21 protein-coding genes are annotated in these 23,031 nt (G+C 69.3%); 5 read left to right on the forward strand and 16 right to left on the reverse strand.

Features of this window, described 5'->3' with window-relative positions:
- Window positions 1-28 precede the first annotated feature (28 nt).
- The 11 genes from EFL95_RS10665 to EFL95_RS10715 all read right to left on the reverse strand — a co-directional run bounded on the left by EFL95_RS10665 (window position 29) and on the right by EFL95_RS10715 (window position 11,087).
- Window positions 29-766, reverse strand: a complete 738-nt coding sequence (locus EFL95_RS10665) for a glucose 1-dehydrogenase (protein WP_123233942.1) — start codon at window positions 764-766, stop codon at window positions 29-31.
- Entirely contained in the window at window positions 766-1,872 is a 1,107-nt protein-coding gene (locus tag EFL95_RS10670) for an NAD(P)H-dependent amine dehydrogenase family protein (RefSeq protein WP_221176364.1), read from the reverse strand. Before EFL95_RS10670 ends, EFL95_RS10665 begins: the two co-directional genes overlap by 1 nt.
- A gap of 41 nt (window positions 1,873-1,913) precedes the next feature.
- Window positions 1,914-2,267, reverse strand: a complete 354-nt coding sequence (locus tag EFL95_RS10675) for a VOC family protein (protein ID WP_123233943.1) — start codon at window positions 2,265-2,267, stop codon at window positions 1,914-1,916.
- Window positions 2,264-3,076 (reverse strand): triose-phosphate isomerase, encoded by an 813-nt coding sequence (tpiA, locus tag EFL95_RS10680; protein ID WP_123233944.1) that lies wholly within the window; start codon window positions 3,074-3,076, stop codon window positions 2,264-2,266. The genes EFL95_RS10675 and tpiA overlap by 4 nt, the downstream gene beginning before the upstream one ends.
- A gap of 2 nt (window positions 3,077-3,078) precedes the next feature.
- Window positions 3,079-4,269: a phosphoglycerate kinase gene (locus EFL95_RS10685; RefSeq protein ID WP_123233945.1), complete on the reverse strand. Its 1,191-nt coding sequence runs from the start codon at window positions 4,267-4,269 to the stop codon at window positions 3,079-3,081.
- 1 nt (window position 4,270) lies between these two features.
- Window positions 4,271-5,266: a type I glyceraldehyde-3-phosphate dehydrogenase gene (gap, locus tag EFL95_RS10690; protein ID WP_123233946.1), complete on the reverse strand. Its 996-nt coding sequence runs from the start codon at window positions 5,264-5,266 to the stop codon at window positions 4,271-4,273.
- 89 nt (window positions 5,267-5,355) lie between these two features.
- Entirely contained in the window at window positions 5,356-6,342 is a 987-nt protein-coding gene (whiA, locus tag EFL95_RS10695; protein ID WP_123233947.1) for a DNA-binding protein WhiA, read from the reverse strand.
- 10 nt (window positions 6,343-6,352) lie between these two features.
- A complete protein-coding gene (locus EFL95_RS10700) occupies window positions 6,353-7,291 on the reverse strand; it encodes a gluconeogenesis factor YvcK family protein (protein ID WP_183407127.1) in 939 nt (312 codons plus the stop codon).
- The gene (gene rapZ / locus EFL95_RS10705; RefSeq protein WP_123233949.1) at window positions 7,288-8,190 is read right to left on the reverse strand and encodes an RNase adapter RapZ; all 903 of its coding nucleotides are present in this window, start codon (window positions 8,188-8,190) and stop codon (window positions 7,288-7,290) included. Before rapZ ends, EFL95_RS10700 begins: the two co-directional genes overlap by 4 nt.
- The gene (gene uvrC / locus EFL95_RS10710) at window positions 8,187-10,169 is read right to left on the reverse strand and encodes an excinuclease ABC subunit UvrC (RefSeq protein WP_123233950.1); all 1,983 of its coding nucleotides are present in this window, start codon (window positions 10,167-10,169) and stop codon (window positions 8,187-8,189) included. The genes rapZ and uvrC overlap by 4 nt, the downstream gene beginning before the upstream one ends.
- Window positions 10,170-10,202: 33 nt before the next feature.
- Entirely contained in the window at window positions 10,203-11,087 is an 885-nt protein-coding gene (locus EFL95_RS10715; RefSeq protein ID WP_123233951.1) for an LLM class F420-dependent oxidoreductase, read from the reverse strand.
- A gap of 65 nt (window positions 11,088-11,152) precedes the next feature.
- Here EFL95_RS10715 and EFL95_RS10720 point away from each other — a divergent pair, with 65 nt between their 5' ends.
- A complete protein-coding gene (locus EFL95_RS10720) occupies window positions 11,153-11,431 on the forward strand; it encodes a hypothetical protein (RefSeq protein ID WP_123233952.1) in 279 nt (92 codons plus the stop codon).
- Between the two features lie 6 nt (window positions 11,432-11,437).
- Here EFL95_RS10720 and EFL95_RS10725 read toward each other — a convergent pair whose 3' ends face one another.
- A complete protein-coding gene (locus EFL95_RS10725; protein WP_123233953.1) occupies window positions 11,438-11,863 on the reverse strand; it encodes a Rieske (2Fe-2S) protein in 426 nt (141 codons plus the stop codon).
- A gap of 79 nt (window positions 11,864-11,942) precedes the next feature.
- Complete coding sequence (gene uvrA / locus EFL95_RS10730; protein ID WP_123233954.1) at window positions 11,943-14,801, reverse strand: excinuclease ABC subunit UvrA; 2,859 nt, start codon at window positions 14,799-14,801, stop codon at window positions 11,943-11,945.
- A 104-nt stretch (window positions 14,802-14,905) separates the two neighbouring features.
- Here uvrA and EFL95_RS10735 point away from each other — a divergent pair, with 104 nt between their 5' ends.
- Complete coding sequence (locus tag EFL95_RS10735; protein ID WP_123233955.1) at window positions 14,906-15,622, forward strand: maleylpyruvate isomerase family mycothiol-dependent enzyme; 717 nt, start codon at window positions 14,906-14,908, stop codon at window positions 15,620-15,622.
- 11 nt (window positions 15,623-15,633) lie between these two features.
- Here EFL95_RS10735 and EFL95_RS10740 read toward each other — a convergent pair whose 3' ends face one another.
- Window positions 15,634-16,683 carry a hypothetical protein gene (locus EFL95_RS10740; RefSeq protein WP_148045028.1) on the reverse strand — a complete coding sequence of 350 codons (1,050 nt, stop codon included), beginning with the start codon at window positions 16,681-16,683 and terminating at the stop codon, window positions 15,634-15,636.
- A 66-nt stretch (window positions 16,684-16,749) separates the two neighbouring features.
- Here EFL95_RS10740 and EFL95_RS10745 point away from each other — a divergent pair, with 66 nt between their 5' ends.
- Window positions 16,750-17,421, forward strand: coding sequence for an MBL fold metallo-hydrolase (locus EFL95_RS10745; protein ID WP_123233957.1), 672 nt, complete (start codon window positions 16,750-16,752; stop codon window positions 17,419-17,421).
- Between the two features lie 6 nt (window positions 17,422-17,427).
- Here the strand turns inward: EFL95_RS10745 and EFL95_RS10750 are convergent, their stop codons facing one another.
- Both EFL95_RS10750 and EFL95_RS10755 read right to left on the reverse strand, forming a co-directional pair.
- On the reverse strand, window positions 17,428-18,540 hold the full coding sequence (locus EFL95_RS10750; protein WP_123233958.1) for a sensor histidine kinase: 1,113 nt from the start codon (window positions 18,538-18,540) through the stop codon (window positions 17,428-17,430).
- A gap of 3 nt (window positions 18,541-18,543) precedes the next feature.
- Window positions 18,544-19,686 carry a sensor histidine kinase gene (locus tag EFL95_RS10755; RefSeq protein ID WP_123233959.1) on the reverse strand — a complete coding sequence of 381 codons (1,143 nt, stop codon included), beginning with the start codon at window positions 19,684-19,686 and terminating at the stop codon, window positions 18,544-18,546.
- 172 nt (window positions 19,687-19,858) lie between these two features.
- On the opposite strand from EFL95_RS10755, the gene EFL95_RS20110 reads away from it, so the two are divergent.
- Together EFL95_RS20110 and EFL95_RS10765 are read left to right on the forward strand one after the other, a co-directional pair.
- The gene (locus tag EFL95_RS20110; RefSeq protein ID WP_123233960.1) at window positions 19,859-21,028 is read left to right on the forward strand and encodes a response regulator; all 1,170 of its coding nucleotides are present in this window, start codon (window positions 19,859-19,861) and stop codon (window positions 21,026-21,028) included.
- A gap of 56 nt (window positions 21,029-21,084) precedes the next feature.
- Complete coding sequence (locus EFL95_RS10765) at window positions 21,085-22,932, forward strand: GMC family oxidoreductase (protein WP_123233961.1); 1,848 nt, start codon at window positions 21,085-21,087, stop codon at window positions 22,930-22,932.
- Window positions 22,933-23,031: the final 99 nt, after the last annotated feature.

The following is a 23,031-nucleotide window of genomic DNA, read 5'->3' on the forward strand; positions in this document are numbered from 1 at the left end:
GAGAGAAGGCCAAAACCGGGGACCGGGCTTAGATGTTGGTCGGGATGTGCATCACGGTGCCGCCGTCCACGACGAACTCCGAGCCGGTGCTGAACGAGGACTCGTCGCTCGCGAGGAACACCACGAGCGCCGCCACCTCCTCCGGCTTCCCGGCGCGGCCGAGCGGGATCGGGATGAGGTTCTCGGGCATCTGGTCGGTCGCGGGAGTGCTGATCCGCCCCGGGTGCACCGAGTTGACCCGGATCCCGTGCGGGGCCAGCTCCATGGCCAGCGACTTGGTCAGCCCGGTCAGGCCCCACTTGCTGGCGACGTACCCGTGGGCCCACGGAGTACCGCGCAAGCCCTCGATGGACGACGTGTTGATGATCGAGCCCCCGCCCGCGGCGATGATCGCGTCCGCAGCGGCCCGGGCGCCCAGGAAGGCCCCGGTGAGGTTGACGTCGATCATCTCCTGCCACTGCGAGGTCTTGTAGCGCTGGAGCTGCCCGCCGTTGAAGATCCCGGCGTTGTTGAACAGGACGTCCAGCTTCCCGAACTCGGCCACGGCCAGCTCCACGGCAGCCGCCCAGTCCTCCTCGGACGTGACATCAAGGTGCACGTAGCGCGCAGCGTCGCCCAGCGAAGCGGCCAGCGCCGCGCCCTCGTCATCCAGCAGGTCCCCGATCACGACCCGAGCACCTTCGGCGACCAGCGCACGCGCCGAAGCGCCGCCGATGTTGCGGGCTCCGCCGCTGATCAGCACGACCTTGTCCTGTACGCGTCCCATCAGATGTTCCCGTCCTTCGCGAGGGTGGTGGCGAACACGCCCTTGGCCGTGTTCAGCGGCAGGTCCAGCAGGGTCAGGATCCGCGGCTCGGCCGCGACGACCGACGGGATCGCGTTGATCATCCGACCGACACCGGAGGCGATGCTGGCGTCGTTGTGGTCGCCGTACGCGCTGTCCTGGGTGACGTCGACGAGGTACCGCGGCTCACCGGTGATCTCCAGGCGGTAGCAGCCGCCGCCGTGTGCCGGCAGCGGCCAGTCCGGGCGCAGGTCCGGGTCCAGGCGGGTGGTGTGGTCGATGACCAGCACCTCCTTGCCGTTCGCAACCCCGATGATCTGGAAGCGCAGCGCGGCCACGGTGCCCTTGGGGATGTGGCCGGCCGCGACGTCGAACGCCTCGGGAGCAGGCTCCTGCTCGACGGACTCGCGGATCTCGTCGAGCTCGAAGCCGAAGGCGGCGGCGAGCTGGCGCAGCGAAATGCCCCACGCCGAGGAGAGCATGCCCGGCTGGAACAGCATGGGCATGTCGCCGATCTCGCGACCGAAGCCCATCACCTCGAAGATCACCGGAGCGCCCGAGTACGACGCGTAGTCGGCGATCTCCGAGCAGCGGATCTGCTCGATGCTCTGGCAGGTGCTCGCGATCGCCAGCGGCAGGATGTCGTTGGCCCAGCCCGGGTCGACGCCGGTGACGAACAGGCTGACGTCCTTCTCGCGGCACAGCTCCTGGTACGGGTCGATCATCGAGTCCGGGAGCAGCCCCCACGGGTACATCAGCGGGACCGGGGAGGTGGCCACCACGTTCGCACCGGCAGCCAGGCAGGTCTTGATGTCCTCGAGCGCCTCGAAGAACCGGGTCTCGGCCAGCGCGCAGTACGAAACGCAGTCCGGAGCGAGCGCCAGCGCAGCTCCAAGGTCATCGGTGGCGACGACGCCGGTCACGGCGTCCAGCCCCGCCAGCGACCCGGCGTCCCGTCCGACCTTGGAGGGGTTCGACACCACGACTCCGACGAGCTCGAACCGAGGATCCTCGATCAGGTGGCGGAGCGCGATCTTCCCGGCATTGCCGGTCGCGACGTGGACGACCCGGATCTTCTCGCTGGACACGTGTCCAGCCTAGAACACGTTCTACCTAGCGGCAAGGAGTCTCACGGGGAGCAGACGCAGAACTCGTTGCCCTCGGGGTCGCTCATCCGGAACCAGGTCGTCCCGAACATGTTCTGCGGCTCCTCATCGAGCCGGGTGGCACCCAGCGCGACCAGCCGGGCGACCTCGGCGGAGAGGTCCTCGGCGTGCAGGTCGAGATGCATCCGGTTCTTGCCGACCTTGGGTTCCTCGACGCGCTGCAGCAGCAGCTTCGGGCCGCCGTCCTCGGGCGGGAGCAGCACGCCGAAGGCGTCGAAGGTGCCCGCGTGGCGGTAGCCCAGAGCAGGCGCCCAGAACTCCGCCAGGCGCTCAGGATCAGCGCAGTCCAGCACCAGGCCGAGCTGCGCGCCGCTCACAGGACCGGCATGTCGTAGAAGCGGCAGATGCCACCGAACTCATCGGCCTGGAGGCTCGCTCCCCCGACGAGTGCGCCGTCGACATCGGGCTTCTGCATGATGCCGGCGATGTTCGCGGCCTTCACCGAGCCGCCGTACAGGATCCGGATGCCTGCGGCAGCCTCGTCGCCGGCCGTCTCGGCAATGCGCGCGCGCAGCGCAGCGCACACCTCCTGGGCGTCCTCGGGAGTCGCAACCTCGCCGGTCCCGATCGCCCACACCGGCTCGTACGCGACCACGAGCGACGCGAGTTGAGCGGACGAGAACCCGGCCAGCGATCCATCGATCTGCGCGACGCAGTGAGCGACGTGCTCCCCGGACTGGCGAACGTCGAGCCCCTCACCCACGCACACGATCGGCGTCATGCCGCCCGCGAGCGCCTTGTGCGCCTTGGCGTTGACCAGCGCGTCGGTCTCGCCGTGGTACTCGCGACGCTCGGAGTGGCCGACGACCACGTAGGAGCACCCGAGCTTGGCGAGCATTGCCGCCGAGATCTCTCCGGTGTAGGCGCCGTCGTCGTGCACCGAGATGTCCTGGGCGCCGTACTTGATCTGCAGCTGGCCGCCGTCGACCGTCGTCTGCACCGAGCGGATGTCGGTGAACGGCGGGACCACGACGACCTCGACCGCGCTGAAGTCGTGCTTCTTGTCGGCCAGCCCGAGCGCGAGCTTCTGGACCAGGTGAACCGCCTCGTGGTGGTTCAGGTTCATCTTCCAGTTGCCCGCCATCAGCGGGGTGCGCCCAGAATTCGATCCGCTCTTGGCAGCCATGGTCAGCCCTTCAGTACGTCGATACCGGGGAGGGTCTTGCCCTCGAGGTACTCCAGCGACGCGCCGCCGCCGGTCGAGATGTGGCCGAACTCGTCGTCGGAGAAGCCGAGCTGCCGTACGGCGGCAGCGGAATCGCCACCTCCGACCACGGACAGCCCGTCGACCCGGGTCAGAGCGGCCGCCACCGCGCGCGTGCCCTCGGCGAAGGCAGCCTGTTCGAACACGCCCATCGGCCCGTTCCAGAACACGGTCTTCGCGTCGGCGAGCGCAGCCGCGAACGCGGCCCCGGACTCCGGCCCGATGTCCAGCCCGACCTTGCCGGCCGGAATGGCGTCCGCGGGGACCACAGCAGCAGACCCCTCGTCACCGAAGGAGTCCGCGACGACGATGTCCGTCGGCAGCAGCAGCTCCACACCGGCCTTCTCGGCACGCGCCAGGTAGTCCAGGCAGGTGCCGAGCTGGTCCTCCTCGAGCAGCGAGGTGCCGATCTCCTTGCCCTGAGCCTTGAGGAAGGTGAAGAGCATCCCGCCGCCGATGAGCAGCTTGTCGGCCTTGTCGAGCAGGTTGTCGATCACGCCGAGCTTGTCCGACACCTTCGAGCCGCCCAGCACCACGACGTACGGGCGCTCGGGCGACTCGGTGAGCCGGCGCAGCACATCGAGCTCGGCGGCCACCAGGCCACCCATGGCCGACGGCAGCCGCAGCGCGATGTCGTAGACCGACGCCTGCTTGCGGTGCACCACGCCGAACCCGTCGCTGACGAAGGCGTCGCCCAGCGCGGCAAGCTCGTCGGCGAACGCACCACGCTCGGCATCGTCCTTGCTGGTCTCGCCCGCGTTGAACCGGACGTTCTCCAGCAGGACCACGTCACCGTCGCCGGCAGCCGCGACGGCGGCCTGCGCCGACGGACCCACGGTGTCGGTCGCGAACGCCACCGGCGCTCCGAGCAGCTCGCCCAACCGAGCAGCGACCGGAGCCAGCGAGTACTTGGCCTCCGGGGCACCCGAGGGCCGCCCCAGGTGAGCCATCACCACCACGCGCGCGCCAGCGGAGCGCAGCTCAGCGATCGTCGGCACCGACGCACGGATCCGGCCGTCATCGGTGATGACGGAACCGTCCAGCGGCACGTTCAGGTCCGAGCGGACCAGTACGCGCTTGCCCTTCAGGTCCTCGAGCGAAGCGAGGGACGACACGTCAGAGGGTCGCGCCGACGAGGGTGATCAGGTCACCCAGGCGGTTCGAGTAGCCCCACTCGTTGTCGTACCAGCCGGCGACCTTGACCTGGTTGCCGATGACCTTGGTCAGCGGCGCGTCGAAGATGCACGACGCCGGGTCGGTGACGATGTCCGAGGACACGATCGGGTCGGTCGAGTACTTGAGGAACTTGCCGTCGGCGGCGGCCTTCACGATCTCGTTGACCTCCTCGACGGTGGTCTCGCGCGCAGCCTCGAAGGAGAGGTCTGTCAGCGATCCGGTCGGGGTCGGGACGCGCAGCGCGTAGCCGTCGAGCTTGCCCTTGAGCTCCGGGAGCACCAGGCCGATGGCCTTGGCGGCACCGGTCGAGGTCGGCACGATGTTGATCGCGGCCGCCCGCGCGCGGCGCAGGTCGCTGTGGATGTTGTCCTGCAGGTTCTGGTCCGCGGTGTAGGCGTGAACCGTGGTCATCAGGCCCTTGTTGATGCCCAGGCCGTCGTTGAGGGCCTTGGCCATCGGGGCGAGGCAGTTGGTGGTGCAGGACGCGTTCGAGATGACGGTGTGCGCGGCCGGGTCGTACAGCTCGTGGTTCACGCCCATCACGATGGTGATGTCCTCGTTGGAGGCCGGCGCGGAGATGATGACCTTCTTGGCGCCGGCGTCGACGTGGGCGCGGGCCTTGGTCGCGTCGGTGAAGAAACCGGTGGACTCCACGACGATGTCGACACCGAGGTCGCCCCACTTCAGGGCGGCGGGGTCGCGCTCGGCGGTGACGGTCACGACCTGGTCACCGACGCGGATCGAGGAGCCGTCGACGGACACGTCAGCGTCCAGGCGGCCCAGGATCGAGTCGTACTTGAGCAGGTGCGCCAGGGCGGCGGGGTCGGTCAGGTCGTTGACGCCGACGATCTCGATGTCGGCACCCGAGGCACGAACGGCCCGGAAGAAGTTGCGGCCGATGCGGCCGAAGCCGTTGATTCCCACGCGGACAGTCACAGCGATTTACTCCTGGAGTACGAAAGAACGGGCTCCCCGACCTTATCGCGGCTCAGGAAACGTTCAGAATCCAGGTGGCGTGGTGCCGATCACGCCTCTTCGGCGAGCATCTCCGGGGTCAGCGAGGCCTCGGTGTCCGGGATGCCCAGCTCCTCGGCCTTCTTGTCGGCCATCGCCAGCAGGCGACGGATCCGACCGGCGATCGCGTCCTTGGTGAGGACCGGCTCGTGCAGCTGGCCGAGCTCCTCGAGGGAGGCCTGCTTGTGCTCCAGGCGGAGCCTGCCGGCCAGCTGGAGGTGGTCCGGGATGTCCTCGCCGAGGATCTCCAGCGCGCGCTCGACCCGGGCACCGGCAGCGACCGCTGCGCGCGCGGACCGCCGCAGGTTCGCGTCGTCGAAGTTGGCCAGGCGGTTGGCGGTGGCGCGGACCTCGCGCCGCATCCGGCGCTCCTCCCAGGCCAGCAGCGACTCGTGGGCGCCCAGGCGCGTCAGCAGCTGTCCGATGGCGTCGCCGTCACGGATGACGACCCGGTCGACCCCGCGGACCTCGCGCGCCTTGGCCGAGATGCCCAGCCGGCGGGCCGAGCCGACCAAGGCCAGCGCAGCCTCGGGGCCGGGGCAGGTCACCTCGAGCGAGGACGAGCGACCCGGCTCGGTGAGCGATCCGTGTGCCAGGAAGGCACCACGCCAGGCAGCGACCGCGTCGCACCCGGAACCGGACACCACCTGCGGCGGCAGGCCGCGCACCGGGCGGTTGCGCTGGTCGATGAGGCCGGTCTGCCGGGCGAGGGACTCGCCGTCCTTGGCGACCCGGACGATGTAGTGGGTGCCGCGGCGCAGGCCGTTGCCCTTGAGCAGCACGACCTCGGAGTCGTGACCGAAGACCTCGGCGATGTCGCGGCGCAGCCGACGAGCAGCGGCACCGGTGTCCAGCTCGGCCTCGACCACGATGCCCCCGTTGACCAGGTGCAGCGAGTCGGCGAAACGGAGCATCGAGGAGACCTCGGACTTCCGACAACACGTCTTCGTCACCGGGGTGCTGGCCAGCTCTGCCTTCACCTGTGCCGTCATCGCCATGCGCGTCACCTTAGTTCGCTCCGAGGATCGCCGCATAGGCGCGGGAAAGTTTCTCAGAATCATGTTGATCAGCGACGTCGTCCCGAGCGACATCACTCATCACGAGGCTGGCCCCGAGCTCCTCGCAGGCCGATCGCAGCGCGGCCTCGTCCGGTACCGAGCGGCGATCCGCCAGCACCACGTCAACCCGCAGGTCAGGCGCGTGCCGGTGCAGGACGGCGAGGTGGTCCTCTGGGGTGTAGCCCTCGGTCTCCCCCGGTTGCGCGACCAGGTTGAGGTTGACCAGCACCTTGGCCGAGGTGGTCGTCAGCGCCTCGCGCTGCTCGGGGACCAGCACGTGCGGGATCACCGAGGAGTACCAGGACCCGGGTCCGAGGACGACCCAGTCGGCGTCCGCGATCGCGCGCACCGCTTCCGGGCAGGCCTTCGGGTCCAGCGGGTCGAGCTCGACGTCGAGCACCTTCCCGGCCGTCCGCGCCACCTCGACCTGACCGCGGACCACCCGTACGTCGGCCCCGAACGAGACCGACGCGGTGATGTCCAGCGGCGTGATCGCCATCGGAAGCACCCGGCCACGGGCCCCGAGCAGGCCGCCGACCCAGTCCAGGCCGGCGACGTGGTCGTCGAGCAGCTCCCAGAGCGCGACGATGAGCAGGTTGCCGACCGCGTGGCCGTCCATCTCGCCCTCGGAGGTGAAGCGGTGCTGGAGCACCTTCGCCCAGGTCTGTCCCCAACGGTCGTCACCGCAGAGCGCGGCCAGCGCCATCCGCAGGTCACCGGGCGGGAGTACCCCGAACTCCTCGCGCAGCCGTCCCGACGAACCGCCGTTGTCCGCCACGGTGACCACCGCGGTCAGGTCGCCGGTCAACCGGCGCAGGGCGCTGAGCGAGGCCGCCAACCCGTGCCCGCCGCCGAGAGCGACGACGCGGGGTTCACTGCCCCAGGTCACTCGCGCCCCAGGTCGCGGTGGGTGGCCTCGGCCTCGGTCCCGCTCTCCCGCAGGCGCTTCGCGATCTCCTCCGACATCGCCACCGACCGGTGCTTGCCGCCGGTGCAGCCGATCGCGACGGTCATGAAGCGCTTGCCCTCGCGCAGGTAGCCCTCACCGACGGTCTCGATGACCGGCAGGTAGCGCTCGAGGAAGGCCTGGGCGTCGTCGCGGTCCTTCACGAACGTCGCCACCGACGGGTCCTGGCCGGTCAGGTCCTTCAGCTCGGGCACCCAGAACGGGTTCGGAAGGAAGCGCATGTCGGCCAGCAGGTCCGCGTCCACCGGGACGCCGTACTTGAAACCGAAGCTGACCACGGTCACCTTGAGCTGCACCCGCTCGGGCGTTCCGTACGCCGCGGCGACCTTGTCCTTGAGCTGGTGGACGTTCAGCGACGTGGTGTCGATGACGACCTCGGCGTCGCCGCGCAGCTGGGTCATCACCTCGCGTTCGCGGTGGATGCCGTCGAGCAGCCGACCACCCTCCTGGAGCGGGTGCGGGCGGCGCGCGGCCTCCTGGCGGCGGACCAGGATGCCGTCGTCGGCCTCGAGGAACAGCACCGAGGCGCGTCGGGTGGGCAGGTGCAGGGCGATCTGCTCGCGCAGCGCGTGGAACTGGGTGCCGCCGCGGACATCCACGACGACGGCGATCGGCTGGGCGCGCCCCATCTTCTCGTCGACGAGCCGGACCACCTCGGTGACCAGCTCGGGCGGGAGGTTGTCGACGACGAAGAACCCGAGGTCCTCCAGTTCCTTGGCCGCGGTGCTGCGACCGGCCCCGGTCATGCCGGTGACCACCACCAGCTCGCCGAGGTCACCGATCGCCGGGATCTCGCCTGTGTCTTCGGGTGACAGCGTCACAGTTCCTCGATCTCGCCGGTGGCCGTGTTGACGGCGACAGTCTTCCCTGCGGCTGCCTCCTTGGCGAGGGCCCCCACGATCGCGTCAGCGATCGAGGGTCCGATCCCCGGCACCTCGGCGATCTCCGCAGCAGACGCGGCCCGCAGCTTCTTCATCGAGCCGAAGTACTTCAGCACCGACTTGCGCCGCACCTCCCCCAGGCCTGGCACGTCGTCGAGCAACGACTCGACCATGGACTTGGACCGACGCGATCGGTGATGGGTGATCGCGAAGCGGTGCGCCTCGTCGCGGACCCGCTGCAGGAGGTAGAGACCCTCGCTGGAGCGCGGCATGATCACCGGGTCTGGCTCCCCGGGCAGCCAGACCTCCTCGAGCCGCTTGGCGAGTCCGCAGACCGGCACGTCGTCGATGCCGAGCTCGTCGAGCGCCCGTTGGGCCGCCGCGACCTGCGGCGGACCGCCGTCGACGACGACCAGTCCGGGCACGTAGGCGAACTTCTTCGCCTTGCCGGTGTCCGGGTCGATGAGCAACGGGCCGGACTCGGGATCGACCTCACCTCCGGTCAGGTCCGGCGCCTCGATCCGCTCGTCGAGCAGACGCCGGAACCGCCGGGTGATCACCTCGTGCATCGACGCGACGTCGTTCTGACCCTCGACGCCCCGAATCACGAACCGCCGGTACTCGCTCTTGCGCGCCAGGCCGTCCTCGAAGACGACCATCGAGGCGACCACTTCCGTGCCCTGCAGGTTGGAGATGTCGTAGCACTCGATCCGCAGCGGAGCCGACGGCAGCTCCAGGGCGTGCTGGATCTCCTCCAGCGCCTGGTTCCGCGCGGTCAGGTCGCCGGCCCTCTTGGTCTTGTGCAGGGCGAGCGACTGCGCGGCGTTCTGGGCCACCGTCTCCTGCAGCGACCGCTTGTCCCCCCGCTGCGGCACCCGGATGCGCACCTTGGACCCGCGGGCCTCGGAGAGGAGCTCCTCGAACACGCCGGCATCCTCAGGCAGGACCGGGACCAGCACCTCCCGCGGGATCGCGTCGCCCTCCTCCCCGGCGTACAGCTGGAGCAGGAACTCGGAGACCAGGCCGGGCGTCTCGAGGTCCTCGACGCGGTCCGCGACCCAGCCGCGTTGACCGCGGATCCGACCGGCGCGGACGTGGAAGATCTGCACGGCGACCTCGAGCGGGTCCTCGACCAGGGCGATCACATCCGCGTCGGTGCCGTCGCCGAAGACGACCGCCTGCTTCTCGAGCGCCTTGTGCAGCGCGCCCAGGTCGTCGCGCAGGCGGGCAGCCCGTTCGTACTCCTGGGCCTCGGAGGCGGCGTACATCTCCCGCTCGACCCGCTTCACGAACGCGTCCGTACGCCCCCCGATGAAGTCGCAGAAGTCCTCCGAGATCTGGCGGTGCTCCTCCTCGTCGACCCGTCCGATGCACGGCGCGGAGCACTTCTCGATGTACCCGAGCAGGCACGGGCGGCCGATCTGGGCGGAGCGCTTGAAGACCCCGTTGCTGCAGGACCGCATCGGGAAGACCCGCAGCAGCAGGTCGACGGTGTCGCGGATCGCCCAGGCGTGCGAGTACGGACCGAAGTACTTCACGCCCTTCTTCTTGGCGCCGCGGCCGACCATCACCCGCGGGAAATCCTCGTTGAGGGTCACCGCGAGCCACGGGTAGGACTTGTCGTCGCGGTACTTCACGTTGAACCGCGGGTCGTACTCCTTGATCCAGGAGTACTCGAGCTGGAGGGCCTCGACCTCGGTCTCGACGACCGTCCACTCGACCGACGCCGCGGTCGTCACCATGGTCGCCGTGCGCGGATGGAGCGAAGCGACATCCGCGAAGTACGACGAGAGCCGGGCGCGGAGGTTCTTGGCCTTGCCGACGTAGACGACGCGTCCGTCCTTGTCGCGGAACCGGTAGACGCCCGGCGAGGTCGGGATCGACCCCGGCTTCGGACGGTACGTCGACGGGTCAGCCACGCGTAAACCCTACGGGGCCGCGCCGACAGGAGGTCAGAGCTCGGCCAACCGTGGCACCAGCTCCTCGACCGCCTGGGTCGTCCACGCCACCGGGTCGTCGGTCAGCGGGTAGACCGTCACCAGGTCGACACCCAGATCTGCGAAGCCCGCGACGCGGCGAAGGAACTCCTCCGGGGTCTCCGGCCCCGTCGCCGTCCCGGCACCCATCACGGTCTTCCGGATCGCGTCGTAGTCGCGTCCGACGTCGTCGCAGTGCCGCCGCAGCACGTCCAGCTTGTGGCCCACCTCGTCGGCGGTGGACCCGAAGAGGTTGCACGCGTCGGCGTACTGGGCGACCAGGCGCAGTGTCTTCCGCTCGCCGCTCCCGCCGATCATCACCGGAGGCCCACCCAGGTGCCCCGAGCTCTGGTACGGCGGCGGCACGCACACCGTCTCGGCCAGCTGGAAGTGCTTCCCGTCGTACGAGGCGGCGTCGCCCCACATCGCGGCGCAGACCTGGAGCGTCTCCTCGAGCATCTCGAACCGCTCGGAGGTCGAGGGGAACGGCACCCCGAGCCCCCGGTGCTCACGGTCGTACCAGGCGGCGCCGATCCCGAGCATCGCCCGGCCGCGCGAGAGCCGGTCCAGGGTGGTCACGGTCTTCGCCAGCAACCCGGGATGCCGGTAGGTCACGCCCGTCACCAGCAGGCTCAGGCTGACCCGCTCGGTGATGCCGGCCAGGTAGCCGAGCGTCGTGTAACCCTCGAGCATCGGCTCAGGTGGACCGCCGAGGTTCTCCATCTGGAACCAGTGGTCCATGACCGTCACCAGGTCGATCCCGCCCTGGTCGGCGATGCGCACCGACTCGGTCAGGCGGTCCTCGAGGGTGTGCTGCCAGTCCGGGTGGGTGAAGTTCGCGTAGTGCAGACCGAGTTTCATGCCTCGAGCCTAGACACCGGGGCGAACCTCTTGGAGATATTTGTCTATCGGTTTAGTGTACTTATGTGCGATGTACCGCGCTCGACCCCAGGCTGACAACGTCGGCCGAGGCTGCCCAGGCCTACCGCCTGGGTCGCTGGGCCGAGGCGCTCGCACTGGACCCGACCTTCGCCCTGGCGCACGCCACCTTGGCCCTGGCCTGCTTCCGCGACGGGAGTGATGCTGTCGACCTGTGCAGCCGCCTCCGGGACGCCGAGCTGCACGCCCGCCGGTCCTCCCCCGAGGAACGCCGCCAGGTCGAGGCGATCGTGCGTCACCTGCGCGCGGAGCGCGTGCTCAGCTGATGGGCCTCAGCTGACGGTGATGGTGTCGCCGGTGACCTTCACGGTCTTCTCCGGCAGGGGCTTCGGTGCCGGGCCGCTCTCCACGGACCCGTCGGTGATCGAGTAGTGGCTGAAGTGGCAGGGGCACTGGATCTGCTTGTCCTCGACCTTGTTCACCAGGCAGCCCTGGTGCGTGCAGACCGCGGAGAACGCCTTGAAGACGCCGGCGGTCGGCTGGGTCACCACGATCTCCTCGCCCGCGAACACCTTGCCGCCGCCGACCGGGATCTCGCTCGTGGAGATGCCGGCCGACGATCCACCGTCCGAGCTGGTGACGCCGGTCTTGTCCCCGGACGAGTCCGAGGAGCCACAGGCGGCGATCACCGGTACGGCGGCCCCGACCGCCGCTACTCCCAGGATGACGTTGCGTCGGCTGGCGTTGGTGTCAGTCATGGCTTGAGCCTATTGGGTGAATCTTCAACACCGGCTGAGAGATGACTGTCAATTGGTACTAGTACCGGTCAGCCCCGGATCAGCCTCGGCCGCGCTCCAGCAGCGGCTTCAGGAACTCTCCGGTGAAGCTCTCGGCGTTGGCCGCGACCTCCTCGGGCGTGCCCTCGGCGACCACGGTGCCACCGCGGTTGCCACCGGCCGGCCCCATGTCGACGATCCAGTCCGCGGTCTTGATGACGTCGAGGTTGTGCTCGATCACCAGCACGGTGTTGCCCTGGTCGACCAGGCGCCCCAGCACCAGGAGCAGCTTGCGGATGTCCTCGAAGTGCAGGCCGGTCGTGGGCTCGTCGAGCACGTAGACGGTGCGCCCGGTCGAGCGCTTCTGCAGCTCTGAGGCCAACTTCACGCGCTGTGCCTCACCTCCGGAGAGCGTGGTCGCCGGCTGTCCGAGCCGCACGTAGCCCAAGCCCACCTCGACCAGGGTCTTGAGGTGCCGCGCGATCGCCGGGATGGCCGCGAAGAAGTCCACGGCCTCCTCGATCGGCATGTCGAGCACGTCGGCGATCGTCTTGCCCTTGTAGTGCACCTCGAGCGTCTCGCGGTTGTAGCGCGCACCGTGGCAGACCTCGCACGGGACGTACACGTCCGGCAGGAAGTTCATCTCGATCTTGATCGTGCCGTCGCCCGAGCACGCCTCGCAGCGACCGCCCTTGACGTTGAACGAGAACCGGCCCTGCTGGTACCCGCGCATCTTCGCCTCGGGTGTCGAGGCGAACAGCTTGCGGACGTGGTCGAAGACGCCGGTGTAGGTGGCCGGGTTGGACCGCGGGGTTCGCCCGATCGGCGACTGGTCGACGTGGATGACCTTGTCGACCTCGTCGATGCCGGTGATCTTGGTGTGCCGCCCGGGGACGGTGCGTGCGTTGTAGATCTGCTTGGCCAGCGAGGTGTAGAGGATGTCGTTGACCAGCGTCGACTTGCCGGACCCGGAGACTCCGGTGACCGCGACGAACAATCCCAGCGGGAACGTGACGTCGATGTCCTTGAGGTTGTTCTCGCGCGCACCGTGCACGGTGAGCTCGCGGCCCTTGGTGCGCGGCCGGCGCACCTCAGGCACCGGGATCGACTTGCGACCGGACAGGTAGAGGCCGGTCTCGGAGTCGCGGTGCTTGAGCAGCTGCTTGACGGTGCCGGAGTGCACCACTTGGCCACCGTGCTCACCGGCACCCGGACCGATGTCGACGACCCAGTCAGCGGTCTTGATGGTGTCCTCGTCGTGCTCGACGACGATGAGGGTGTTTCCCAGGTCCTTGAGCCGGACCAGGGTCTCGATCAGCCGCTGGTTGTCGCGCTGGTGCAGGCCGATGCTCGGCTCGTCCAGGACGTAGAGGACCCCGACGAGGCCGGCGCCGATCTGGGTGGCCAGCCGGATCCGCTGGGCCTCGCCGCCGGACAGGGTCGCGGACGGCCGGTCGAGCGAGAGGTAGTCGAGACCGACGTCGAGCAGGAAGCGCAACCGCTCCTGGATCTCCTTGAGCACCCGCTCAGCGATCTGCTTCTCCCGCGTGGACAGCTCGAGGTTGTTCAGGAAGTCCGACGCCTCGTTGATCGGGAGCGCGCAGACCTCGGCGATGTTGCGCCCGCCCAGGGTGACGGACATCGAGACCGGCTTCAGCCGCGAGCCGTTGCACGCCGGGCACGGGACCTCGCGCATGAAGCCCTCGAACCGCTCCCGGCTGGTGTCGGACTCAGCCTCGCGGTGCCGGCGCTCGACGTACGGGCGGACGCCCTCGAAGTTCGTGTAGTACGAGCGCTCGCGGCCGTACCGGTTGGTGTGCCGGACGTGCACCTTGGTCGGGTGCCCCTCGAGGATCGCGGTCTGCGCCTTCTTCGGGATCTTCGCCCACGGCGTGTCCATCGTGTAGCCGAGCTCTTCACCGAGCGCCTCGAGCAGGCGCGAGAAGTAGTCGGCGATGTGCGCACCGGACCACGGGCCGATCACGCCCTCGGACAGGCTCGCCTGCGGGTCGGAGATGATCAGCTCCGGGTCGACCTCCATCTTCGTGCCGAGGCCGTGGCACGTGGGGCAGGCACCGAACGGAGAGTTGAACGAGAACGACCGCGGCTCGAGCTCGTCGGTGTCGATGTCGTGCTCGTTCGGGCAGGCCATCCGCTCGGAGAACTTCAGCTCCTTGACGGCGTTCTTGTCCTTCGGGTCGGCGTCGACCAGGTCGAAGATCACCAGACCGGAGGCCAGGTTGAGCGCGGTCTCCACCGAGTCGGTCAGCCGGCGCTTGGCCGACGACTTCGCCGCCAGCCGGTCGACCACGACCTCGATGGTGTGCTTCTTCTGCTTGTCGAGCTTCGGCGGGTCGTCGAGCTGGTACGTCTCGCCGTTCACGCGAGCACGCGAGAAACCCTGGGACTGCAACGACCGGAACAGCTCGAGGTACTCGCCCTTGCGGCCCCGGATGACGGGTGCGAGCACCTGGAAACGCGTGCCCTCCTCGAGCTGGAGCACCCGGTCGACGATCTGCTGCGGGGTCTGCCGCTCGATCGGCGCCCCGCACTGCGGGCAGTGCGGACGGCCGGCGCGGGCGTAGAGCAGGCGCAGGTAGTCGTAGACCTCGGTGATCGTGCCGACGGTCGAACGGGGGTTCTTCGAGGTCGACTTCTGGTCGATGGAGACCGCCGGGGACAGACCCTCGATGAAGTCGACGTCGGGCTTGTCCATCTGACCCAGGAACTGGCGCGCGTAGGCGGACAGCGACTCGACGTACCGGCGCTGGCCCTCGGCGAAGATCGTGTCGAACGCGAGCGAGGACTTGCCGGACCCGGACAGGCCGGTGAACACGATCAGGGCATCCCGGGGCAGGTCGAGGGAGACGTCCTTGAGGTTGTGCTCCCGTGCTCCACGGATGATCAGCTGGTCGATCACTCAAATCCCCATCTTCGAACACGTGTTCGGTGCGGCATCAGTTAAGCACACAGGATGGCACGGGGCACCGACAACGTCGTTGCGTCGGGGTTAAGACTGGTCCCATGCCGACTGCCGAAGCGCTTGAGAGCCTGCACCACTCCGACCAACGCCTGCTCCGGACGGTGGATTCCCAGTCCGCCGGCGACTGGCGGGAGCCCTCACTGCTGCCCGGGTGGACCCGCGCGCACGTGGTCGCGCACCTCGCCCTGAACGCCGAGGGCTTCGCCGGCGCGCTCGAGGGCCTGACCACGGGCGAGCAGGTCGCCATCTACCCGTCCAACGATGCCCGGACAGCCGGCATCCACGAGCTGGCCCAGGCCGAGACCCCCGAGATCCGGGAACGGCTCTTCGCCGCTACCCAGCGGCTTCGGGACGTCTTCGGGCTCCTCACCGCCGAGCAGTGGGAGGGCACGGTGAACCGGCTTCCCGAGGGCCCGGTGTGGCCCGCCGTCGACCTGGTCGAGGCCCGCCAGCGGGAGGTCGAGATCCACCACGCCGACCTCGGCCTGGACTACACGCACGCCGACTGGCCGGTCGACTTCGCCACGACACTGCTGGACAGCAGCACCGCCACCCACGACCTGTCCCCGGACTCCCCCGCGTTCGCCGTACGGGCCACCGACCTCGGCCGAACCTGGCCGGTCGGCGCCGCGGCACCGGAGGTCAGCGGCGGCGCCAGCGCCCTCGGATGGTGGCTGATCGGCCGCGGCGACGGTGACGGCCTCGAGACCGACGGGGGCGTCCTGCCCGCTCTCGGCCCCTGGCAGCGCGCCCGCTAGGTGGACGACGACTAGGGACGGAAGATCTCGATCGCCGTCTGCGCGGTCGAGGAGCCCGGGAGCACCCAGAAGGCCATCGGCATGCCCTTGTGCTTGGCCGCGCCGGCCAGGAACGCTGAGCACGACATCGCCGCTCCGCCCGCGTCCTTGCCGAGCTCGACGTTGCCGACGCACTTCGTGCTCGAGTCGACGACGATCGTGCGCTTGGCGCCCTGGTCGGCGTCGTAGTAGTCGTTGGGGAACGGGTACGCGATCCCGTGCGCCTTGGCGTAGGCCTTGCCAGCCGCACCGGTGGTGTAGGTGTGGAACGGCTGGATGAGGACCTTCGAGCCGCTCACCGAGACCAGGTGCCCGGACACGTACGTCGGGAGCGCGACCCCGTCTGCGGCGAACTTCGCCGACGCCAGGACCGACGCGGTCTGGGAGTGCCCGATGTAGTCGAAGATCAGGACCTTCGACTTGGGCAGGAACCAGGCTTGCGGGTGGAAGGTGTGCCCGGCGCAGGACGCGGTCCAGCGGTTCCACGCGGCCTGGTGCGCCCCGACCGGCTTGAGGCCCTTGTCGAACCCGTCTGCCATCTTCATCGGGACGAGCTTTCCCTCCTGCGGCACGAACGGGCACTGGGCGACGTCGGTCCCGTGGTACCAGCCCTCGCCCTGGTTCGGCGCGTACTCGGAGTTCTCGGCACCCGGGAGGCGTGAACCGAAGTAGATCTCGATGCTGCAGCCGAGGCTCCGGTCAGGGTTGATCGCGCCGGACTTGGTCGGTTGGTTCAGGCAGACGCTCCCAGTGGTGCCGTTGAGGACCACCTCCGACGGAACAGCCGTCCAGCCCTTGGGCACGCCGAGGGACAAGATCGATCCGACGGTGACGGCCTGTCCCATCGCGACCGGCGTGACCGTCGGGGTGACCGACGGTGTCGGCGTACCGGGCGTGGCAGTCGGCGTACCCGAATCCGTCGAGGTCGGAGCCGTAGGCGTCGGCGACGCCGAAGGCGAGCCCCCACAGCCGGCAAGCAACAGCAGTGCAACCAGGCCGAGCACGGAACCCCGAGTTCTCATGGATCGGAACGTAGACCTCCCGCAGCCGACGGCGGAAGACATTTCTCGGGCCTTAAGGTGATTCTCATGACCTACACCGGCGAGGTGACCCCCGGCGGGACACCCGACACCCGCGAGCTCCAGCACCTGATCATCACGAAGGTCGCCGTCGACCCGCAGATGTCGAACAACGCCTACGTGCTGCGCTGCCGGGCCACCGACGAGCAGGTCCTCATCGATGCGGCCGCCGAACCGGAGACGATCGCCCGGATCCTCGGCGACGGCCGCACGACCAAGGTCATCACCACCCACCAGCACTGGGACCACCACCGCGCCCTGGCCGACGTGGTCTCCTCCACCGGCGCGGTCACCGTCGCCGGTGAGCCGGATGCCGACGCGATCACCGAGCAGACCGAGGTCACCGTCGACGACCGGGTCGAGCACGGCGACCTCATCGAGTTCGGTGACGTCCGCCTCGAGGTCATCCGGATCACCGGGCACACCCCCGGCTCGATCTGCCTGCTGTACGACGACCCGGACGGCACTCCGCACCTCTTCACCGGCGACAGCCTCTTCCCGGGCGGCGTCGGCAACACCTTCGGCGACGGCGACGCGTTCGTGAGCCTCATCAACGACGTCGAGGAGCGGATCTTCAAGCGGCTGCCCGACGAGACCTGGTTCTACCCGGGCCACGGCAACGACTCGCAGCTCGGTGTCGAGCGACCGCAGCTTGCGGAGTGGCGCGAACGAGGCTGGTGACCCCGCTCAGGACGCGAGCGGCAGGAGCGCACGTACCTGCCAGCCGCCCTCAGCGGTCGGCCCTGACTCGAAGGCACCCCCGAAGGTCCGCAACCGGGCGGCCATGCTCTGGGTGCCGTTCCCGCCCCCGGCGTTCTCCAGACCGGAGCGGGCTCCGGGCGGCGGCCCGTTGTGCACGATCACCTCGGCTGAACGTCCCTGCCGCAACACCGAGATGGCGATCTCCGCGCCCGGTGAGTGCTTGAGCGCGTTCGTCAGGCTCTCCTGCACCACGCGGTAGCAGGCCTTGGCCTCCTCGGCATCGAGCTCACTGATGCTGCCGTCCATCCGGAGCCGCACGTTCAAGCGAGCAGCCTTCATCCGGGCGACCAGCTCCTCGATCATCGCCACCCCCGGCTCTGTCACCTCCTCTGGCTCCGAGCCGAGCATCGCGACGAGGGCGGTGATCTCCTGCTCGGCTTGGGCCGCCACCTCGGCGATCGAGCTGAGGGCCTCGGCAGCCGCCTCGGGGTCGACGTCGGTCAGCCGGCGGCCGGCGCCGGCCTGGACGACGAGCACGCTGATGCAGTGGGCCACGATGTCGTGCAGCTCGTGCGCGATCCGGGCCCGCTCGAGGCGGACCGACTCGCGAGCGAAGATCTCGCGCTCCACCTCGAGCTCCTGGCCGCGGGCTGCGAGCTCGTCGTTGACCCGACGCTGGGACTTCATGATCCAACCGACCCCTGCCGCCCCCACGATCGCCACCGGGAAGAGCGGGATGATGTACGACGCAGTCGTCTCGCAACTGACCGTCAGCACGACCACCGCCAGCCCGGTGGCGAGCCACCCGAAACGCTCGGCGACGGTGAACGCGAGCAGAGCCGCGACGACGACCCCCAGGCTGGCTGGGTCGATCCCAGCGTGTTCCGCCTGCGGGCTGAACACGAGCGCGATCGAGGTGACGAGCACCGCAACGGCCGGGTACGTCGATCGCACCGTCACCCCGCCGGCGATGACGATGCCCCAGGCGAGGGATGCGAACGTCGAGCTGGTCGCGATGAACGCCTCGCTGAGCACCGCCGCCGCGACCAGGGCGACCCCGAGAACCAGGTCGGTGCGAGCAGGCTTCGCGACGCCCACGCCCTACACCCCGCTGGGCAGAGGCAGCCGCGCATGCACGTCGGCCCGGCCGAGCCGGGTGGTGCTGGTCAGCGTTCCGCCGTGCAGGGCCACCCGTTCCTTGGCTGCGGCCAGCGCCGTCCGGGCGGCTTCGCCGCGGGCCGACCCGGAGATCGCCAGCTCCAGTGCGTCGTCGCCGAACGTGACCGTCACCTTCACCTTCGAGCGCCTGTCCTCGCTCATCGCGGTCAGCAGGTGCTCGACGATCCGGTAGCCGGACAGCTCGATGCCGGCGGGCAGCTGACGGGGGTCTCCCTCGACGTCGAGGCGTGCATCCGCGACGGCAGCCCGGGCGACCAGCTCGGAGAGCTGCGCGAGGACCGGTTGTGGACCGTCAGGGCTCTCCTTGAGCGACCCGACCACCGAGCGCATCTGGTTCAAGGTCGAGCGGCCGCTCTCCTCGATGTCCTCGAGTGCCCGCCGCGCTGCTTCCGGGTCGTGGGCGAGCGCGTCGCTGCCCTCGGCCGCCCGGGCCGCGATTCCGCCGATCTGCTCGTGCAGGAAGCTGTCCAGGTCACCCGCAACCGCTTCGCGGTCCGCGGCGACGGCGAGCCGGGCGTTGGCCTCGCGCTGGACCCGCAGCTCGGCGTTGCTGGCGGCGAGCGCGACCGACGACTCCTGGCGCCGCAGCACCAGTCGGCCGGTCCCCCACGCACCCACGGTCAGCGGCAGGATCAGCACCAGCGCGGACAGGCCGAGCGCCTGGTCGTACTGCGCCTGCCCGACGACCCCGACCGCGCACAGCAACAGGCCGATCCGCCCCGACCGCTTGTCCAACCGCAGGCCGCACGAGTAGGCGATCAGGAACACCGCCGGCAGACCCGGACCACAGCGGACGAAGTCAGGGAAGGCCAGCCCGTTGACCCAGTCCGCGGCCGCGACGAACGCGGCGGCCTGGAACGCCCACTGCCGTCGCACCGCCACCGGAAGCGTCATCAGGACGGCGAGCGATCCGGCGACCACGCCGCCGGTCTCCACGTCAGCGCCGGGATCGATGATCCGGGTCGAGAGCGCGTAGACGAACACGCTCAGGGCGATCGCCAGGACGATGTCGATCTTGCTCGGCGCAGCGGGGCCGACCGACGAAGGTGAGGAGACGCTGGTCATGGGACCCTCCTGGTGCTTCTCGTCCGGGTGCCGGACGTGGGCGCCTTGCCCACCGACGACGTTAGGTTCGGTCGGTGCCGCGCCACATCGTGCGCAAGAGGTGGATCCCGAGGTCCAGCTCTCATCCGCAAGGATGAGGCACGGCCCGGTTCAGAGCCGTTAGATTCCTTCCGTGGCCGAACCAGCAGTCGTGACGGTGCTCTTCACCGACATTGTGGCATCGACCGAGGCCTTCCAGCGGCTGGGCGACGAGGCCGCGTCGCGCGCCCACGCGGACCACCTCGACGAGATGAGCGCGCTGGTCGACCAGTTCGACGGCCGCGTCGTGAAGTCGATGGGTGACGGCGTGATGAGCGTCTTCGCCAGCGCCAACCAGGCGGTCCAGTGCGCCGTACGGATGCAGCAGGAGGTGGCGGCGGCCGACGACGGGATCGAGATCCGGGTCGGGCTCGACTGCGGCGAGCCGGTCGAGCGCGACGGTGACTACTTCGGCAACCCGGTCATCGTGGCGAAACGGCTCTGCGACCTGTGTGACCCCGGACAGATCCTGTCCACCACGACCGTCCTGACCGTGGCAGGTTCGCGCCTCAACGACGTCCGGCTCTCCTCCCTCGGCCCGGTCGCGGTCAAGGGCCTGGAGAACCCCGTCGAGACCACCGAGGTGCTCTGGAACACGGAGGTCGGCACCGGGAAGTCGCAGTTCACGGTCGTGGTCGTCGACGACCAGAAGCTGCTGCGGGCCGGGTTCTCGGTGATCCTGCGCGCGGAGCGCGACCTCACCGTGGTGGGCGAGGCCTCCGACGGCCTCGAGGCGATCGAGGTGGTCCGCGAGCGGCGACCCGACGTCGTCGTGATGGACGTCCGGATGCCCAACATGGACGGGCTCGAGGCGGCTCGACAGATCCTCGGAGAATTCCCCGAGACCCGGGTGCTGATGCTCACCACCTTCGACCTCGACGAGTACGTCTACGAAGCGATCCGTGCCGGGGCGAGCGGCTTCCTGCTCAAGGACGTCCCCGGCGAGCAATTGGTCGACGCCGTTCGCACGATCGCGCGGGGTGAGTCGATCATCGACCCTGCCGTCACCCGTCGCATGATCGAGCAGTTCGCGAAGCCGCCCGCAGCCCCGGAGACCCCTGCGTTCGACGTCCTGACCGCCCGTGAGGCCGACATCCTCAAGCTCCTCGCGCGGGGGCTGTCCAACGCAGAGATCGCCACGGAGCTGTTCGTCGAAGAGACGACAGTGAAGACCCACGTCGGCAAGGTGCTGCACAAGCTCGGTCTGCGCGACCGGGTGCAGGCCGTCGTGTTCGCCTACGAATCCGGATTCCTCGCGCAGTAGGTCGCCGCCGCCGCTGACCCATTCCGCTCGTCGCGCCCCGCTGCTAGTTTCGGCCGATGAGTGAGACCGCCGATTTCGTCGTCGTCGGAGCCGGCTCGGCAGGCGCTGTCGTCGCAGCACGTTTGTCCGAAGACCCCACCACGCGGGTCATCCTGATCGAGGCCGGCGGAACCCCGCCGCCTGCGGAGCTCATGCCCGCCGCCTGCCCGGTGCTCCAGGTGAATCCGGAGACCGACTGGGCCTTCACCGCCGACGCCGGGGGTGCGGGGCTCGGCCTTGCCGAGGGCCGCATGGTCGTACCGCGCGGCAAGATGCTCGGCGGTTCCTCGGGCATCAATTACATGGCCTACGTGCGGGGCCACCCCGGCGACTTCGACGCCTGGGCCGCCGGCGGTGCCACCGGGTGGAGCTACGACGAGGTGCTGCCCTACTTCCGCAAGAGCGAGGGCCTGGTGCCCTCGAACGAGATCACGATCGACGAGGACGCCCACAGCGTCGCCGGACCCCTCGGCGTCTCGGTGCGCGCTCCTGTCCTGCCCGGTGCTCGAGCGTTCGTCGACGCGGCCGTCGAGGCCGGGATCCCCGTCGGTGACTACAACGGCCGGGATCGCGGAGGACCGGCCGGCCTGGTGTCCCTGCTGCAGACCACGACCCTCGACGGGAAACGAGCGAGCACCTACCACGCGTTCCTCGAGGGCAAGCCCGAGATCCGCCCGAACCTGTACGTCATCACCGAAGCTCAGGTGACCCGGATCCTGATCGAGGACGACGGTGGCACCCCGCGCGCGACCGGCGTCGAGTACGTCGACGGGTCCGGCACCGCGCAGGTCGTACGTGCCGGCACCGAGGTCGTGCTCAGCGGAGGCGCGGTCGGTTCCCCGCAGCTGCTGATGCTCTCCGGTGTCGGCCCCCGCGAGCACCTCGAGTCGCTCGGCATCGCCTGCCTGGTCGATGCGCCCGAGGTCGGAGCGCACCTCAAGGACCACCTCCAGCTCGCGCTGATGTTCGACGCCCCGGGGCTCGGGGTCTCCATGGCCGCCGTGGGTGTGGCGATGGGTCCCGATGCCCTGCGTGCCCCGGCCGGCCCTCTGCCGGCCGACCCTGCGGACGACGCGGCGCTCCCTCCCGAGCTGGCCGGACTGAAGGCAGAGGCAGAACGACAGCTCGGCGAGTGGTTCCTGACCGGGAGCGGGCTGGTCTCGTCGTCCCTGTACGACGCCAGCGCCTGGCTCTCGACCGGCCTGGGCGACGAACACACCCACGACGCCCAGATCGCTGTCTTCACCTGCGGCTACAACACCGACATCTGGCAGGGGTGCCTGCACGTCGACACCCACGAGTACTTCGCCGACCCGGACATGACGCTGAGTCCGACCGCCGAGAGCCTGATCGTGCTCGCCAACCCGGTCCAGCCGCACAGCGAGGGCGAGATCCGGCTCGCCAGTGCTGACCCGCTGGCGGCCCCCGATATCCGGATGAACTACTTCGGCGACCCGCACGACATGAAGGTGATGACCGCGGTCGTGCGTCGTGCTCTGACGATCGTGGATCGGATCCGAGCCAGCCACGGGACCGGAGACCTGCTGATTCCGCCGGCACTGGCTGCGAAGCACGGGCACGTCTCGGGAGGCGACCTCAGCGACGCGCTGATCGAGGATCTCGCCCGGCACTACGCCACCACCGTCTACCACCTGACGAGCACCTGCCGGATCGGGAGCGTCGTGGACCCGCAGCTCCGGGTGCACGGCGTGGCGGGCCTGCGGGTCGCCGACGCGAGCGTGATGCCGAACGTGGTCAGCGGGAACACCAACGCCGCCTCGATCATGATCGGCGAGAAGGCAGCCGAGCTGATCGCCCTCGACCATGGACTGGCGCTCGAGGAGATCGTCGGAAGTCCGGCCTGATCGACACCTGCTCGACCTGTTACCCACCCGTGACCGGTACCGCTGCGAGTGCTCCGAGAACTGTCGACGACCGCGGATAACGTTGTTCTCGAAGGGGTC

The organism is Nocardioides marmorisolisilvae, from assembly GCF_003725775.1.
Classification (GTDB): domain Bacteria; phylum Actinomycetota; class Actinomycetes; order Propionibacteriales; family Nocardioidaceae; genus Marmoricola; species Marmoricola marmorisolisilvae.